At 66.8% G+C, this 15,259-nt stretch carries 15 protein-coding genes; 7 read left to right on the plus strand and 8 right to left on the minus strand.

The genetic code is table 11. The annotated features are described in order from the left end of the window. Positions 1-19 precede the first annotated feature (19 nt). The 3 genes from ACFTSF_RS10030 to ACFTSF_RS10040 are packed head-to-tail and all read right to left on the minus strand — an operon-like array spanning position 20 to position 3,020. Entirely contained in the window at positions 20-418 is a 399-nt protein-coding gene (locus tag ACFTSF_RS10030; RefSeq protein ID WP_380153502.1) for a nuclear transport factor 2 family protein, read from the minus strand. Beyond that, positions 419-1,603 (minus strand): MFS transporter, encoded by a 1,185-nt coding sequence (locus ACFTSF_RS10035; RefSeq protein ID WP_380153503.1) that lies wholly within the window; start codon positions 1,601-1,603, stop codon positions 419-421. A 1-nt stretch (position 1,604) separates the two neighbouring features. Continuing rightward, positions 1,605-3,020, minus strand: a complete 1,416-nt coding sequence (locus tag ACFTSF_RS10040; protein WP_380153504.1) for an MFS transporter — start codon at positions 3,018-3,020, stop codon at positions 1,605-1,607. Positions 3,021-3,073: 53 nt separating this feature from the next. Here ACFTSF_RS10040 and ACFTSF_RS10045 point away from each other — a divergent pair, with 53 nt between their 5' ends. Continuing rightward, the gene (locus ACFTSF_RS10045; protein WP_380153505.1) at positions 3,074-3,661 is read left to right on the plus strand and encodes a TetR family transcriptional regulator; all 588 of its coding nucleotides are present in this window, start codon (positions 3,074-3,076) and stop codon (positions 3,659-3,661) included. Positions 3,662-3,704: 43 nt separating this feature from the next. On the opposite strand, the gene ACFTSF_RS10050 is transcribed toward ACFTSF_RS10045, so the two are convergent. The 3 genes from ACFTSF_RS10050 to ACFTSF_RS10060 form a co-directional block, all read right to left on the minus strand. Next, positions 3,705-4,310 (minus strand): DUF305 domain-containing protein, encoded by a 606-nt coding sequence (locus ACFTSF_RS10050; RefSeq protein ID WP_380153506.1) that lies wholly within the window; start codon positions 4,308-4,310, stop codon positions 3,705-3,707. Between the two features lie 61 nt (positions 4,311-4,371). Further along, complete coding sequence (locus ACFTSF_RS10055) at positions 4,372-4,785, minus strand: DUF6153 family protein (RefSeq protein WP_380153507.1); 414 nt, start codon at positions 4,783-4,785, stop codon at positions 4,372-4,374. 14 nt (positions 4,786-4,799) lie between these two features. After that, the gene (locus ACFTSF_RS10060) at positions 4,800-6,212 is read right to left on the minus strand and encodes an MFS transporter (protein ID WP_380153508.1); all 1,413 of its coding nucleotides are present in this window, start codon (positions 6,210-6,212) and stop codon (positions 4,800-4,802) included. A gap of 85 nt (positions 6,213-6,297) precedes the next feature. Between ACFTSF_RS10060 and ACFTSF_RS10065 the strand changes: the two genes are divergently transcribed. The 6 genes from ACFTSF_RS10065 (at position 6,298) to ACFTSF_RS10090 (ending at position 13,850) form a co-directional block, all read left to right on the plus strand. Further along, the gene (locus tag ACFTSF_RS10065) at positions 6,298-6,894 is read left to right on the plus strand and encodes a TetR/AcrR family transcriptional regulator (protein ID WP_380153509.1); all 597 of its coding nucleotides are present in this window, start codon (positions 6,298-6,300) and stop codon (positions 6,892-6,894) included. Positions 6,895-6,973: 79 nt separating this feature from the next. After that, positions 6,974-9,181 (plus strand): glycoside hydrolase domain-containing protein, encoded by a 2,208-nt coding sequence (locus ACFTSF_RS10070; RefSeq protein ID WP_380153510.1) that lies wholly within the window; start codon positions 6,974-6,976, stop codon positions 9,179-9,181. Beyond that, entirely contained in the window at positions 9,178-10,458 is a 1,281-nt protein-coding gene (locus ACFTSF_RS10075; protein ID WP_380153511.1) for a glycosyltransferase, read from the plus strand. Before ACFTSF_RS10070 ends, ACFTSF_RS10075 begins: the two co-directional genes overlap by 4 nt. A 557-nt stretch (positions 10,459-11,015) precedes the next feature. After that, positions 11,016-12,560, plus strand: coding sequence for a glycoside hydrolase family 88 protein (locus ACFTSF_RS10080; protein ID WP_380153512.1), 1,545 nt, complete (start codon positions 11,016-11,018; stop codon positions 12,558-12,560). A 37-nt stretch (positions 12,561-12,597) separates the two neighbouring features. Further along, a complete protein-coding gene (locus ACFTSF_RS10085) occupies positions 12,598-13,158 on the plus strand; it encodes a hypothetical protein (protein ID WP_380153513.1) in 561 nt (186 codons plus the stop codon). Between the two features lie 212 nt (positions 13,159-13,370). Beyond that, on the plus strand, positions 13,371-13,850 hold the full coding sequence (locus ACFTSF_RS10090) for a DUF6326 family protein (RefSeq protein WP_380153514.1): 480 nt from the start codon (positions 13,371-13,373) through the stop codon (positions 13,848-13,850). Positions 13,851-13,912: 62 nt separating this feature from the next. Here ACFTSF_RS10090 and ACFTSF_RS10095 read toward each other — a convergent pair whose 3' ends face one another. Together ACFTSF_RS10095 and ACFTSF_RS10100 are read right to left on the minus strand one after the other, a co-directional pair. After that, positions 13,913-14,425, minus strand: coding sequence for a DUF6879 family protein (locus tag ACFTSF_RS10095; protein ID WP_380153515.1), 513 nt, complete (start codon positions 14,423-14,425; stop codon positions 13,913-13,915). Further along, positions 14,422-15,222: an alpha/beta fold hydrolase gene (locus ACFTSF_RS10100; RefSeq protein ID WP_380153516.1), complete on the minus strand. Its 801-nt coding sequence runs from the start codon at positions 15,220-15,222 to the stop codon at positions 14,422-14,424. The genes ACFTSF_RS10095 and ACFTSF_RS10100 overlap by 4 nt, the downstream gene beginning before the upstream one ends. Positions 15,223-15,259 lie beyond the last annotated feature (37 nt).

Consider the following 15,259-nt stretch of genomic DNA (forward strand, 5'->3'; position numbering starts at 1 on the left):
CGTTCTGCGTCCGGTTGTGTTACTCGATGACCGTGTCGCCGTGGCGGTGGAACACCTTCCATTTGCCGTCTTCGCGGCGGTAGATCTGGGTGGCACGGAGGGTGTAGGTGCGGGGCTCACCGTCGACGGAAGCTGACGAGTGCTCGAGACCGGCCGTGTACGCCGCATCACCGATCACGTCGTACGCCTGCAACTCGAAGGCGTACGACGTGCAGTCGGAGAACATCCGACCCAACCTCTCGAAGAGCTCGTCGATCTCCTGCTGTCCGTAGGCGTTGCGCCACGCACCAAGGACGCTCACCGGTTCGTTACGGGACCAGAGCGCGCGTCGTGGGGCGGAGTCGCCGTTGTGAAGCGCGAACTCCGCGTCGTACAGCTCGCCCTTGACCCAAGCGAGAAATTCGTCGCGATCGTCCATCTACCCAGCATGCTCCGGCCCCAGACGCATGACCAGCGACAAAGCGGCTGCCAGCGCGGCCGCGCCGGCGATAGTGGTCGCCGCCCACAGTGGAGCGCGATCGATCGCCGTACCGGCCAGTGCGCTCCCGGCGGCGAAGCCGAGCCAGTTGGCTGTTGTCAGGGCGGCGAATGCTTCGGATTGGGCGTGGCCGGGAGTGTGGTCGGCGATGAGGAGCGCCTCGATGGCGTCGGCCGGCCCGGTGGCCGCACCGGCCAGCAACACCAGTACGACGGAGATGACGATGCCGGGGCCGGTGCCGAAGGCAACGATCAGGACGCCGTACAGGCCCAGCGCGACAGCGAGTTGAGTCGGCAGTGATCCGGGGAGCGATCGAGCGCCATAGGTGAAGCTGGCCAGGACACCGCCGCAGGCCAAGCCCGCGACGAACAGGCCCGGGTTGAGGCCGAGGTGTGCGGCATGGGCGACGACACTGACCTGCAGGGCGCCGATGGCGACCGCGCCGAGGGTCACGACCGCCAAGACGTGCAACTGCGCGGCGTCCAACCCAGTACGGCGTCTTGGCTCGGCCGACGGATCGCCGGCTTGGGCAGCGGCAAGTTCCCGTACGGCGGGGGCTCCGCGTAGCCACCAGACGCCTGCCAGCGACACGGCAGCCGTGACCGCCACGGCGAGCGTTGGATGCGCGATGGCGACGATGCCGCCGACAATCAGTGGGCCGACGACGAAGACCAACTCGGAGAACAGGCCGGAGATCGCGAACAGGGCTCTGCGGCTGCCGGGGTCGTCGTACTTGGCGAAGATTCGCTTGGCGATCGCCGATGCCGGCGGCGTACAGGATCCAGCGGCTGCAGCCGTTGCGATGAGGCTCGGTGCAGGGGCGTCGACCACCAGGACAGTGATGTAGCCGACGAACGCTGTGGCCTGGGCAGTGCTGGCGGCGGCGAGAGTCCACAGCGGCCCGCGGCGGTCGACGACCCGGCCCCAGATCGGGGCGCTGACGGCGACGGCTGCCGAGTAGGCAGCGACAACGGCCCCGGCGATGGTGTAGCTGGCGGTGGCTTGGGTTGCGCTGGTCAGCAGGGAAAGGTTGACCATCCCGGCCAGCAGATAACACACCAGTACGGCGGCCACCACGCGGGCGACGCCAGGAATCGCGAGGGCTGCGCGGTAGCCGGCGACCACGTCATCGCCCGTCGGCTTGGTGCGTGCCAGGCCTGATCAACGTGACCGCGAGCAATCCGGCGACACCGGTCAACGCGGCAGCGATCACCAAGGCCAAACTCCAGCCGTCGGTCGTCGACTCCGCGGTTGCGACAGCCGCCGTACCGGCTGCTGCGGTGCTGATGGTGGTCAGCACCGCGAGACCAAGTGCTCCGCCAATCTGCTGGGCAGCGTTGAACAGCGCGGACGCGATCCCGGAATCGGTGGGTCCGGCACTGGACATCGCGGCCGTAGTGAGCGGCACGAACGTCAAGCCCAAGCCCAAGCCGGCGACCACCAGGCCAGGCAACAGCGTCGCAGCGTAGCTCGACGCCGGTTCGATCCTGACCAGCAACAGCAGTCCGAGCGCCACCAACAGCGCACCGGCAGCGGACAGCCGACCTGGACTGGTCCGGTCGGCCAGCGCCCCGGAGATCCGTGCCGTGACAGCGATCGCGACCGTCATCGGCACGAAGGCCAGGCCGACGTAGATCGGGTCCTTGCCCTGAATCGTGGACAGGAACAGGCTGACGAAGAAGAAGAGCGCGTAGATCGCAACGCCCAAGATCAGTCCGACGATGTCGGCGGCAACGACAGTCCGGTTGCGCAGGAGGCTGACCGGAACGAGCGAAGCCCGCCGGGTCGCCTGCAGGAACACGAGAGTCACCAGGAGTGCGAGCGCGCCGAACAGAGCCAGCAAGGTTCCACTGGTCCATCCGTGGTCGGCAGCTCTGCTCAGGCCGTAGACCAGCAGGATCAGGCCGCCGGTTGCCGTCGTCGCGCCGGCCACGTCGATCCTTGACGTGCGGACTCCGCTGGATCGGGGCAGTACCAGAAGGCCGAGAAGTACCACGACGGCGACGATCGGAACGTTGATCCACAGTACCCAGCGCCACGAGATCGCCTCGGTCAGCACACCGCCGAGCACGGATCCGAGGGCTGTGCCGCCGGCCGTCACGCCGGCCCAGATCCCGAACGCGAGCGCTCTCCCGCGGCCCGGCGCGAACACATCCATGACCAGCGCCATCGCCGCGGGAGCCATCATGGCGGCGCCGACGCCTTGAAGTGCGCGCGCGCCGACCAGCACCAACTGCTCCCCCGCCGCACCGCCGATCAGCGACGCGACGCCAAAGGCGGCGGTCCCCAGCAAGAACATCCGGCGGTGACCGAACCGGTCCGCGACCTTGCCACCGACCAGCAACAGCCCTCCGAACGCCAGTGTGTAGGCGGTGATCACCCACTGCAGTTGCGCATCGGTGAAGCCCAGGCCTGCGCGGATCGGGCCCAACGCGACATTGACGATCGTCGCGTCCACGACGATCAGCAGCTGGCTGCCCGACAGCACCGCCAGCGCCACCGCTGCGCGCCCATCGGTCTGCACCACTCTTCGATTGTTCACTCAACGACCGTAGAGCGAAATGCGAATTCGGTCAACGCGTGTAGAGTGAACCCGTGGTGGACGAACAACCGATCTCCCGCGCCGAGCGGCGCCGCCGTACCGAAGAGGCGATTCTCGCGGCCGCGCGTCGGCAGTTCGGCGAGCTCGGCTATGAGCGGACGAGCATTCGTGCGATCGCCGCAGAGGCAGGGATCGATCCCGCGCTGGTCATGCAACTGTTCGGCACCAAGGAACGTCTCTTCTCGGAGGCAGCGTCTTCCGGAGTCGACTTGCAAACGCTGACCGGTGCTGCGACCGGCGGCCTGGCAGCCGCGGCGGCCGCCCACCTGTTCGCCGACTTCGAAGATCCCGACCGCCGGGAAGGCGCGGCGGCGCTGCTGAGGAGCTCCCTGACTCATCCTGCCGCCGGAGCTGCCCTGCGCGATCAGGTGATGAGCCCGGCTCAGGCGGCGGTTGCCTCGACCATCGGCGGTGCCGACGGTGAGCTGCGAGCCGCGGTCCTGAACGCGTGCACGCTGGGCGTGACGATCGCCCGGTACCTGCTGCAAGATCCAGTCCTGGCCGGAGCCGATCGGGCCGACGTCGAGCGGATCCTTCAGCCTGCCTTGCAAAGCATCGTCGCCGGCGAACCCGGTAGCTGAGCCGGGGACGGCAGGCGCCGGTTGGCGCCTGCCGTCAGCGGGGTCAGCCGATCGGGAGGCGGCCGAGGAGGCGTTGCAGGGTGGCGATCTCGCGGGTCTGGTCGGTCTCGATCTTCTTGGCGAGTGCGATCGCGGCGGCGTCCTTGCCCGAGGTCTGCTCGGTCTTGGCCATGGTGATTGCGCCCTTGTGGTGCTTGATCATCAGCTCGATCCACATCCGATCGAACAGGGCACCGTCGGTGTTACCGAGGTCGGACATCTCTTCCTCGGTCATCATCCCGGGCATGTCCGTCATGTCGTGACCGCCGTGCGAGGGTGTCGGCACCGGCTTGCCCCAGCTGGTCAGCCAACCTGACAGCGTCTTGATCTCGGGGTCCTGCGCGGCCTTGATCTCGGTGGCGAGCTTCTTCACCTCGGGCGTGGTCGCGGTGTAGCCGGCCATTTCGGACATCTGCACGGCCTGCTGGTGGTGCGGGATCATCTGGGTCGCGAAGGTGACGTCGGCGTCGTTGAAGGTTGCGGCCGTTGTCGTCGAGGTGCTCGCCGATGGTGTTCCGTGGTTCATGCCGTCGCTGCAGGCTGCCAGGGTGAGACTGCCGACGACGATCAGAGCCGTCAGGGCAGGGGTCTTCCACAGGTGGTGTCGCATGGTTTTGAAATCCTTGTCGTTTCGAAGCCGGGTACTGCGGACTCTCTGGGCAGGGGTCGGCCTAGGTCCGCAGGATGCAGAGCTTCGACAAGGTCGGCCGGCACCACAGTGGCGACGGCCAGTCGGACGCCACGGGGATCGTGGCGCCGATCAGTTGGACGGGATGCGCGGCGGTCAGACTGCGCCGCGCGAGCGCGACGATGAGCGCCAGCAGGAGCGCGGCCAGCATCGCCAGACACATGTCAGCCATCGAGTGCTCGTGCCCGTGCTCATCGGCTGATGCCACACGCACATCGTGATCCGACACAGGCGCGGGGTGGTCGGTCATCGCGGTCACGGACGGCTGGTGGGTCATGGCCGTCGTGACGTCGTGATTGCCGGTCAGGCCGTGCATCACGAACACGCCAGCCAGCAGCACCAGCGCGACCAGGGCCCTGGCGGACCCTCGCCGTACGCGGGTGTGCTGGCTGTTCATCGCCCCAAGACTAGCTAGTGGGCCCGAGGTACAGACCCGGCCGGTGCTTTGTGCGTCGGTACGACGAGGAGTGCGAGCACCGCGGCGACCGCTCCCGTGATGGCGGCGAAGGTGAAGCCGCCGGTGAATCCTGCTCCGGTCGTCCCGGCGATACTCGCCGCCGCGATGCTGGAAACGACCGCGACACCGAGTGCTGCGCCGAACTCGTGGAAGGTGCTCAGCAGGCCCGACGCCGTACCGGCCTCGTGGTGAGCCACCTGGGCAAGCGCGGTCGCTGACGACGCGACGAAGGCGGCGCCGATACCGGCTGCGCCGATGCTGATGCCGATGACAACCATCACCGGGCCGGCCCAGATCGCGGCGATCGCGGCACCGGCCGCGGCGATCAGCAGGCCCGTCACGGCGACCTTGCGAGCACCCGCGCTGCCGATCCTCTGGCCTGCCACCTGCGCCCCGACGATCGTCGCCACGGCCACCGGCAAGAACAGCAGGCCGGTGCGCAGCGCGCCGTACCCCTGGTGGTGTTGCAGGTAGAACGAGCCGAGGAAGAACACCGCGATCATCAACGCCGTCGCCACGAGAATCAGGAACGTGCCCGCAGCCACCGGTCGGCGTACCAGGATCCGCAGGTCCATCAGCGGTGACTTCACGGTCCGCTGCACCACGGCGAACACCGCGTACAGCACCACCGCACCGGCCAGAAGTCCGAGCGTCTTGGCGCTGAGCCAGCCCCAGTCCCCCGCGTTGATCAGCGCATAGATCGCCGTACCGGTCCCTGCGGTGACCAGCAACGCACCCGGTACGTCGAGCCGCGCGCGCGGCCCCGTTGGCAGATCGCGCGGTAGTGTCCGGCTCAGCAGCGTGAACACCACGATGCCGATCGGCACGTTGATGTAGAACACCCACTGCCAGCCCGGGCCTGCAGTCAGCAGCCCACCGAGCAGGACGCCGATCGCCGAACCGCCGCCCCCGAGGGCAGACCAGATCCCGAGCGCCTTGTTGCGCTCATCGCCGTGGAACGTCTTGGTGACCACCGACAACGCGGCAGGTGACAGCATCGCCGCGCCGATTCCCTGGGCGATCCGGCCGCCAATCACCATCGTTGCGTTGTCAGCCAGCCCGGTCACCAGCGACGCCACGGTGAACACGAGCAAGCCGGTCAGGACCACCTTGCGGGCGCCGATCAGGTCGGCCGCCCGACCGCCCAGCAGCATCAAGCCGCCGAACATCAAGGTGTAGGCACTGACCACCCAGGTCAGGGTGTCGCGCGCCAGACCGAGATCGGTGCCGATATGCGGCAGTGCGATCGCGACCACGGTCACATCGAGGATCAGCATGAACTGCGCGACGCCCAGCAAGGCCAGCAGGCGCCAGCGCCGCGGATCCGCACTCACGATTCCGGTCTCGCCGACGGTCTGATCAGACACGACGACACCTCCAATTCGAACAGCAGTGTACGAGTTATTTGAGCTACAGTAACTCGTACACACGTGTTCGACAAGAGGAGGCCGAGTGGCCGCGATCCGGGAGAAGTCCCCCGCGAAACGAGCCGACGCACAGCGCAGCATCGAGGCGATCCTCGACGGCGCGATCCGCTGCCTGAGCCGGAATCCGGAGGCGAGTGTCAGCGAGATCGCCAAGACCGCAGGCGTCGGCCGCGTCACCGTCTACGGCCACTTCCCCAACCGCGCCGACCTCGTCGAAGCCGCCCTGACACGCGCGATCGACGACGGCCACGCCGGCCTGGAGGCGGTCGACCTGTCCGGCGACCCGCGTGACGCACTCGCCCGGCTGGTCGACTCCAGCTGGCAGTTGGTGAACCAATCACGCTCGCTGCTGATCGCCGCCCAAGACGTCCTGCCGCCGGGCAAGATCCGCGAACTGCACGCCGGACCGGCCAATCGGGTCGAGCGCCTGATCGAGCGCGGCCGCGACGAAGGCGCCTTCCGCACAGACTTACCGACCACCTGGCTGGTCGGCGTACTGCACAGCATCATGCACAGCGCCGCCGACGAGATCAACGCCGGCCGCCTGACACCCGACGAGGCCGCCGGCTACATCACCGCGACCGTACTGGCCGCCTTCTCCCCCGGAGCGCTGCGGCCGTAACCTCTGCGTCTCCTGCGGTCAACGCAGCGGAAATGTGTGCTTCTTACTTTGAGAGTCCACATCGGCCGCGCGTGAGGCGGTGAGTCCCCTGTACGAGCACGTTGACCCGTTCATCGGGACCGGCGCCACCGACCTGCCTACGCCCAAAGGCCTGGCAGGGACTTGGTGGTGGCCGAAGCCGCAGGTCGGCAATACGCACCCGGGTGCGACGCACCCGTTTGGGATGGTGTCGGCCTGCCCGTATTCCGGGGCCTACCCGACCGGCTACGGGTTGTACGACTTCAACACCGAGGGCGTGCCCAACCTCTTGTACGACCGCCCGGTCGCGTCCGGCTTCACCCATTTCCAGCAGTCGGGCACTGGTGCGATTCGCAAGTACTACAACTACTTCCGGGTCACGCCGATGCTCGGCCCGCTCGATGACCTGGGCACCACGTGGGACCTGTACGACGAGGTCGCCGAGCCCGGGTACTACGCGGCGACACTAGGCTCGGGGATCCGCTGCGAGGTGACGGTCGGCCCGAAGTCCGCCGTACACAGGTATACGTTCCCGGCGAATGACGCTGCTCGGATTGTCATCGACGCGTCGACCGGCGGCCTGGCGATTCCGCGCAGCCAGACTGTGCCGCTGAAGGCTCACCTGGCGCTGCTGGAGCCGGGGGTAGCTCAGGGCGAGATCCATGTCGAAGGCGTGCCACTGGCCGTCCACCTGGAGGTCGACGCCCCGGGTTGGCGGCAGCTGCTGTGGTACGACCGGCGGCTGATGCCGGGCGGCACTCGCCTTGACTTCGACTACATCCGGCCGACCACCTTGCGGCCGTTCGGGCTGATGTTCATGGGGCCTTCGCGCGCCGAGCAGACAGTCGAGGTGCGGCTGGGGTTCTCCTTGCGTGGGTGTGAGGCGGCCCGCGCCAACCTTCATGCGGACGTCACGAGTTTCGGCGGGAGGCGCGAGAGCACGGCAGTCAGCTGGCGCGACCACCTCGGCAAGGTGGAGATCAAGGCCGAGTCCGATGACCAGGCAACGATTTTCGGGACCGCGCTCTACCACTCGCTCATCAAGCCGTGCTTCGCCCCGGACGAGAGCCCGTCGTGGACAACCGACGGTCCGTACGCGTTCGACATCTGCACCATGTGGGACATCTATCGCACCCAACTGCCGCTGATGACGACGCTGTTTCCGGATCGTTCGGTCGCGCTCGCCAGCGCCTTCCTGTCGATTGCCGAGCAGGAGGGCAACCTGCCGATCGGCTACCGAATGGCCAAGGGTGCCGACCGCTTCTCCCGGCAAGGCAGCGCCCTCGCGCACACCTTCTTCGCCGACCTCTGCCAACTCGACCTGCCTGGTATCGACTGGGACTGGGCCATGGTGCACCTCGAGATGGACCTGCGCCGGACGTACGGCGAGGACTACCTGGTGCATGGTGTGGCGCATCCAATCAGCCACACCCTCGACCTGGCGTACGCCTACCACTGCACTGCGGCCATCGCCCGGAAGGTGCGCGACCGGCCGTTGGCGCAGCAGATGCGCAACCACGCGCAGGGCTGGCGGGCGGCGTACGACTCGAGCACCGGTCTGCTGCGCGACTCGACCTTCTATGAGGGCGGTCGGTGGAACTACTCCTTCCGGCTGCTGCACGACATGCGGGCCCGGATCGCACTCGCCGGCGGCGACGAGGCATTCGTGAGCCTACTCGACCGGTTCTTCGGATACGACGCCGTACCGGTCACACAGCCCGGGGTCGCGCCGAGCGTGGCCGAGATGAACGCCGGGTACGAGTTGTCCCGGTTCGAGGGACTGAACAACGAACCGGACTACGAGGCACCGTGGGCCTACCACTACGCCGGACGGCCCGACCGAACCGCCGAGGTCGTGCATGCCGCTGTCGCCAACCAGTTCGGCACCGGCCGCGGTGGGTTGCCGGGCAACGACGACTCGGGCGGGCTGTCTGCGTGGTACGTGTGGGCGACGCTCGGGCTGTTCCCGGTGGCTGGGCAGAACCTGTTCCTGGTGAGCGCACCGGCCGTGGCCGAGTCCATGGTCCACCTACCGTCCGGCGACCTGTCGATCACCACCGCAGGATTCGAACCGGTCGAGGCCGGCGGGCCGGTCTCCTACGTCCAGTCGATTGCGGTGAACGGCAAGACCCTCGAACGACCCTGGATCTCCGGCCGCGAACTGCGACATATCCGCAACCTGCACATCGAACTCGGCCCCAAGCCATCTGGCTGGGGCACCCGGGTCAGGCCACCATCCACATCCGACACCGCTGGAGGTGAGGCATGAAGTCCACCCGCCGCTTGGTCATTGTCGTCCGAGCAGACCCCGTGATCTGCGGGCACTCCGGTGAGGCCCGATGCCTCGCGGAAGTCGCGCTCACCCGGGGCTTCGACGACGTACGGATCGTCACCTGGCCCCTCGATGCGCTCGAGGCAGCCGGCCTCCCGCTGAAACCACTCGACGGCGTCCTCCCCTACAGCCCCGGCATCACCGTCGAGCGCCCCGATCCCGTCGGCGACTACCGCGTCCCCGACGGCCGCTACCTGTCCGGCCTCATCGGCCGCCTCGTCGAACTCTTCACCGACGGCGTCCCCACGGTGGCGATGTCGCTCTACCTGAGCCCGCACGCGATCGCCGTACAGGAAGCCGTGCAAGTTGCCCGCAGCATCGGCCCCGCCCAGGTCACCACCATCGCCGAGGCCGTCGGCTCCGACATCACCAACGTCGTGCGCGAGTGCGTCAACACCGGCCGCTTCGGCGCCGCCGCACACATCCTGTCGGTCTACCTAGCAGCCGACCACTGCGTGGCTGTTTCGGAGTACACCCGCGACCTCATCGTGGCCTCGGCCGCGACCCTCGACGCCATGCACGGTACGACGTTCGCCCAGCGCTGCCGCGAGCGGATTGCCATCTCCTACCCCGCGGTCGATTCCTGGCCCTACCTGTCGCTCACCGACGACCTGATCGCGGAAACCCTTACCAGCCGCGGCCTTTCGCGCGACGGCTACATCCTCTTCCTCTCCCGAATCGCCTCCGCCAAAGGCGTCGACGACCTGATCGACGCCTACGCCGGCTCCCGCTCAGCCGCGCGCATCCAACTCGTCCTAGCCGGCCGCGGCCCCCACGAAGCCGCCGTCCGCGCCCGCGTAACCGCCGCCGGCCTGGACGACCGCGTCCACATCCTCACCGACGTCGACGACGCCGAAAAACCGGCCCTGATGGCCGGCAGCGCAGCCTTCGTCCTACCAACCCGCGAACAACCCGAGTTCGTCGAAACCTTCGGCATCGCCCTGGTCGAAAAAGCCCTAGCCGGCGGCGGCCCCATCATCACCTGCGCGACCGGCGGCGTACCCGAAGCTGTCGGCGACACCGCCCAACTAGTCCCACCCCGAGACCCAGTTGCCCTACGCAACGTCCTCGACGAGATCGTCTGCGACTGGACCCCCGAACAACGAACAGCAGCCGAAGACCGAGCCCGAGCCCACGCCCTACAGTTCGACCGAACCCAAGTCTTCGACCGCCTCTTCGCCCTCACCACCCCACCCGCCGTCCCCGTCGCCTGACCCGGGCCCGCTGACCGCGCCATTCAGGTTCCGGAGACACGTAGCCGCGGCGCCGGTCCCTCGCCGTACCGGTGCTGCACCGTCATGCTTTGATCAACCGCTTCCCGGGGGGTGAGCACACCGCACGGTGGCCGTGAACTAGTTATGCCCTGTTCACGGCCACCACTTCCTGTTCACCCCCCAGGGACATGCACTCCACCGACAGCGAGTCAGACCGGTCGGCGGCTCCCGCGCCGGCCAGCCGCGCCCGACCCGATCCTCCGAAGAACAGGAGGTAGTCGTATACGTAGGTCGCGACGCCAGCGGGGAGTTGCCGGACAAGCGACGTCACGGCCGTACACCTCCTGTCCTTCGGCAGGAGGGTCGCCCGACGATGCTGATCACTTAGTTGCACTAGGCAATGGGCTGTCGCATGTCTCGAGGACCTGGCGTCGGTTGGCCGGAAGTACATCTACGCGAAGGGCTTGACTAATACGTATTAGTACCTTGACGCGATGTAGCGCGCCAGTCACAGTCGAGACGTCCAACTCTGACCGCCCCCGGTTTTGGAGCTCGAGATGCCTGCACAAACACTGCGCCGTGCCCTGGCGACGCTCTTGTCCCTCTCCTTCCTGATCACTCCTTCGCTCCCCCCGGCTGACGCCTCGCCGGCTGCTGCGACGACGCGGTACGAAGCGGAGTTGGCGACGTACTCGGCCGGTAGCTCGGTCGACACCAACCACTCCGGCTTCTCCGGCACCGGCTTCGTCAACACCGGCAACGCAGTCGGCAGCTACGTGCAGTGGACGGTCAACCGCCCGCAGGTCGGCCCCGCCACCCTCGCCTTCGGCCATGCCAACGGCACCGGCGCCATTCGCGCCGTAGACATCACCGTCAACGGCACCGTCGTCGCCAAGGGCGTCCCCTACCCGTCAACCGGCGGTTGGGCGCTGTGGAAGACACGCGTGACCACGGCGAACCTCAACGCCGGCGCGAACACCATCCGCGTCACAGCAACCACCGCCGACGGCACCGCGAACCTGGACTACCTAGACGTCACTGCGGCCGCGACGGACTGGTCGAAGGCCATGGTCGACTCGACCATGGCGCGGTACACGCCGACATCACTTGGCGGTTGGTCGTATCCCGTCGGCCTCTACCTTTACGGGCAGTACCTGGTCTACCAGCGCACCCATGAGGCGAAGTACCTCACGTACATCAAGTCCTGGGTCGACAGGTTCGTCGATTCGTCCGGGAACATCAACAACAGCTTCAACGACCTGGACAGCATGCTCTCCGGCCGCCTCCTCGTCCTGCTCCACCACGAAACCGGCGACAACCGCTACAAGGTTGCCGCAGGCAAGATTCGCACCCGCCTCAACACCTACCCCCGCACCACCGACGGCGGCTTCTGGCACGCCGCCACCTACCGCCAGCACCAACTCTGGGGCGACGGCGTCTTCATGGTCGACCCCTTCCTCGCCGAATACGGCCGCGAGTTCGGCGACGCGACCTATACCGGCAAGGAGACCATCGACCAGCTGTTGACGTACGCGAAACACCTCCAGCAGTCCAACGGACTCCTACGCCACGCGTACGACGAGGCTCGCACCCAAACCTGGGCCGATCCGACCACCGGGCTCGCGCCGGAGGTCTGGTGCCGCGCCGAGGGCTGGTACGGGATGGCGGTCATCGACGTGCTCGAGGTGGTTCCGGCGAACCAGCCGCGGCGGGCCGAACTGATCGACGTACTGCGGAAGCTTGTCGCCGGCTATGCGCGGTATCAGGACCCCAAGACCGGTCGCTGGTTCCAGGTCGTCGACAAGGGCGGCCGGACCGACAACTGGACCGAGACCTCCTGCTCCTCGATGTACACCTTCACCATCTCCCGCGCCGTACAACGCGGCTACATCGACCCGTCCTACAAAACGACCGCCACCCGCGGCTACCAAGGAGTCCTGGCCACCATCTCCCTAGGCAACGACGCCCGCACCTACCTCAACGACATCAGCGTCGGCACCAACGTCGGCACCTATCAGTACTACATCGACCGAGCCCGAGCCACCAACGACTTCCACGGCCTCGGCGCCTTCCTCATCATGAACGAACAACTCCGCAGCTAGCGCCGAGCCGGTGCGCGGAGGCCTATAGTTCTGTCGCATGACTTTGCCGCCGCGCTCGTCCGGTTTCACCGGCAGGCGACCGGCCGCGGTCGAGATCGCGTTCTGGATCGCGGTCGTGGTGCCGCCGCTGGCGACCGCGCTCAACGTGGCGGCCTTCGTGGTCGTGAAGATGGCTGTGGACGATGTGTTCGGCACGACGGGCGGGGATGCTCAGGCGTCACTGGTCGATCTCCGTGACAAGGTGAACGGGCCCCTGCTCGGCTTGTTCATCTTGTCCACGGTCGTCTACATGCTCGTGAGCGGTCTCTGGATCCTCCTCGGACTCAAGATGCGCAGCGGCCGACACTGGGCGCGGATCACGCTGACCGCGTTCGCCTCCCTGTGGGCCTTGTCCAGCCTCGTCGCGCTGATCGGAGGCGACACCCAGGGCTTCATGACCGCGGACATACCCCCATTCTTCGAGCTCCCGAGCTCATACCTCGTACTGGACTACGCGCGAAGCGCCCTGGTTCTCCTCGCGATGACTGCATTCATCCCGCTGGTCTTCCTGAGGCCGTCCAACCGGTACTTCACGGCCCAGCGCCGCCTACCTTCCTGAGTGCAGCGATCGAGGCGACTGCAGCACGCATCGACCGTGATGTGACTACCACGATGAGTCCTCCCATTGGGTCGTCCGCCAACAGCTGGCCGAAAGTACGAGAAAGAAACCATTCCATCGGCCAGGCAACGTCCGGCCTCCTGACCGAGGTGCCGACCGCAGGGTCTCCGCGATCGTGGACGTACCGATCCCCACCACACACGGAGCCCAGGATGCCAACACGTCAACCCACCACAACGCTGGAAGACCAGCCGGTCCCGGTGAGAGCCAAGCTCGCCGCAGCCTGGACAAGCTTCATGTTCCTGTACGCCTACGTGGACATCCTCAACTTCTTCACACCCGGCGTCATCAAAGACCTCCTCAACGGCAAGGTCTTCGAGTTCAACCTCTCCCAAACCTTCTCCACCACGGCACTGACCCTCGTATCCATCCCGATCCTGATGATCGTCCTGTCGATGACGCTCCCCGCCCGAGCCAACCGCACCACGAACCTCATCGTGGCCACTCTCTATCTCCCCGTCACCGCATTCAACGCGCTAGGCGAGTCCTGGCTGTTCTTCTACGGCCTCGGCATCGCACTCGAACTCACCCTCCTCGCCCTCATCCTCCGCTACGCCTGGACCTGGCCCCGCACCACACCATCGGCAACCAGCCAGAACCGCGAAACCGTTCGAGCCCAACAGCAAGCCTGACCCAAGAGCAGGCCCCGTCCTGGGACGTCGCGTAGGGGCCTTCCAAGGCCCCTACCGCCATGTCAGCTCAACCTCGCGTGCTCATGATCGACCCCACGCTCCCAGACAGCCTCGAACGCCGACAAGCAAAGCCGAACCACTTCCGGATCTGTGCTCACCTCGTTGCCGACGAACCGACCGTCACCGGCAAAGAAGATGAACTGAAGAACACTCTCATCAAAGATCCAGACATCATTGCCAGGCAAGGCAACACCAGACACTCGCGACCGAGGCACCCAGCGAACAACCTCCCCAGCCAGGACGTTGACCCTCGCAGCAACGGCATACTCGAACGCGATGTACTCCGACACCGGCTCACTAACAACCCGAGCCCGTTTCATCTCCACCCCGCGCTCCACGGCACTCCGGGCGGTCTCGGTCCACCCCGCATACTCGCGCACGGCCCGATCCAGATCTCCCGCCCGCCACGCCACAAACCCGGGATCATCAACCATGTACTGATCCCGAAACTCCAACTTCAGCGCAGTACGACGGCACCCGGCGAGCAACTCACCGAACGACGGCTCCGGCTTCATGACTCACCAGTTTGGCGTTCACCGACCGAATCCCAGACGACGAACCTGCCGTCGTTCACGCTCACGCGCACCGCTCCCCCACACCTCATCAGCGCGTCTTGCTCCAGCTGAACAGGTTTCCCCGCGGCAGCGGCCGCAACGACTGTCCGCGTCGTGACAGCGACCAGGTCGGGAGCCTCTCGCGGCACCCCATGGCCCGCGAAGTGCGGAACAACCAGATGGCCGCCCCACCGCTCCGCAAGACTGAGTTGGTAGCGATGCCAACGCGCATCGAGCTCGGCAAGACTCAACGGCCGGTACGGCGCCGGGTCGTCCAGATCCAGCCAGCGCCAGATCGCACTGCCGATCACCACGGTCTCGACCGGGCGATCCGGGCCGGGCTCGAAGTCCTGCAGAGTCGCCGGCATGGAGATTCGCCATCCCTCCCCGTCGCGCCCGTCGACGTAGACCTCCTCTGGCTCATCGAGCCCAGCGTTAAACGCAGGATCGCTGGCATCGATCAACACCATGCCGACGACAGCCTCCGACCGGCGCGCGAGGGCATCTGTAATCAAGCCACCGATGGAGTGGCCGACCAGCACCCACGGCCCCTGCACCTCCGCCGCCTCCAGCAGCTTCAGCAACTGCTCCGCACCCCACACAATCGACCGCTCCCCAGCGGCAATTTCGGCAGACAATGCGCCCGATGCACCACAGCCCGCGCGGTCATAAGTGAAGGTCGCCGTGCCCGCAGGCAGCCGACTGATAACGCCATCCCACGTCGAGCCCGACTCCCCCAGCCCCGAGGTGAACACCACACAGGGTCCATCACCAGCCCGGGTACGCATAGGCAAG

Origin of the sequence: Kribbella sp. NPDC056951 (assembly GCF_042674205.1) — a bacterium.
Taxonomy (GTDB): Bacteria; Actinomycetota; Actinomycetes; order Propionibacteriales; family Kribbellaceae; genus Kribbella; species Kribbella yunnanensis.

Excerpts from the sequence above, each read along its gene's own strand:
- ACFTSF_RS10030 (WP_380153502.1), bottom strand. The coding sequence starts at position 418 with ATGGACGATCGCGACGAATTTCTCGCTTGGGTCAAGGGCGAGCTGTAC.
- ACFTSF_RS10050 (WP_380153506.1), bottom strand. The coding sequence starts at position 4,310 with ATGCGACACCACCTGTGGAAGACCCCTGCCCTGACGGCTCTGATCGTC.
- ACFTSF_RS10055 (WP_380153507.1), bottom strand. The coding sequence starts at position 4,785 with ATGAACAGCCAGCACACCCGCGTACGGCGAGGGTCCGCCAGGGCCCTG.
- ACFTSF_RS10075 (WP_380153511.1), top strand. The coding sequence starts at position 9,178 with ATGAAGTCCACCCGCCGCTTGGTCATTGTCGTCCGAGCAGACCCCGTG.
- ACFTSF_RS10080 (WP_380153512.1), top strand. The coding sequence starts at position 11,016 with ATGCCTGCACAAACACTGCGCCGTGCCCTGGCGACGCTCTTGTCCCTC.
- ACFTSF_RS10085 (WP_380153513.1), top strand. The coding sequence starts at position 12,598 with ATGACTTTGCCGCCGCGCTCGTCCGGTTTCACCGGCAGGCGACCGGCC.
- ACFTSF_RS10090 (WP_380153514.1), top strand. The coding sequence starts at position 13,371 with ATGCCAACACGTCAACCCACCACAACGCTGGAAGACCAGCCGGTCCCG.
- ACFTSF_RS10095 (WP_380153515.1), bottom strand. The coding sequence starts at position 14,425 with ATGAAGCCGGAGCCGTCGTTCGGTGAGTTGCTCGCCGGGTGCCGTCGT.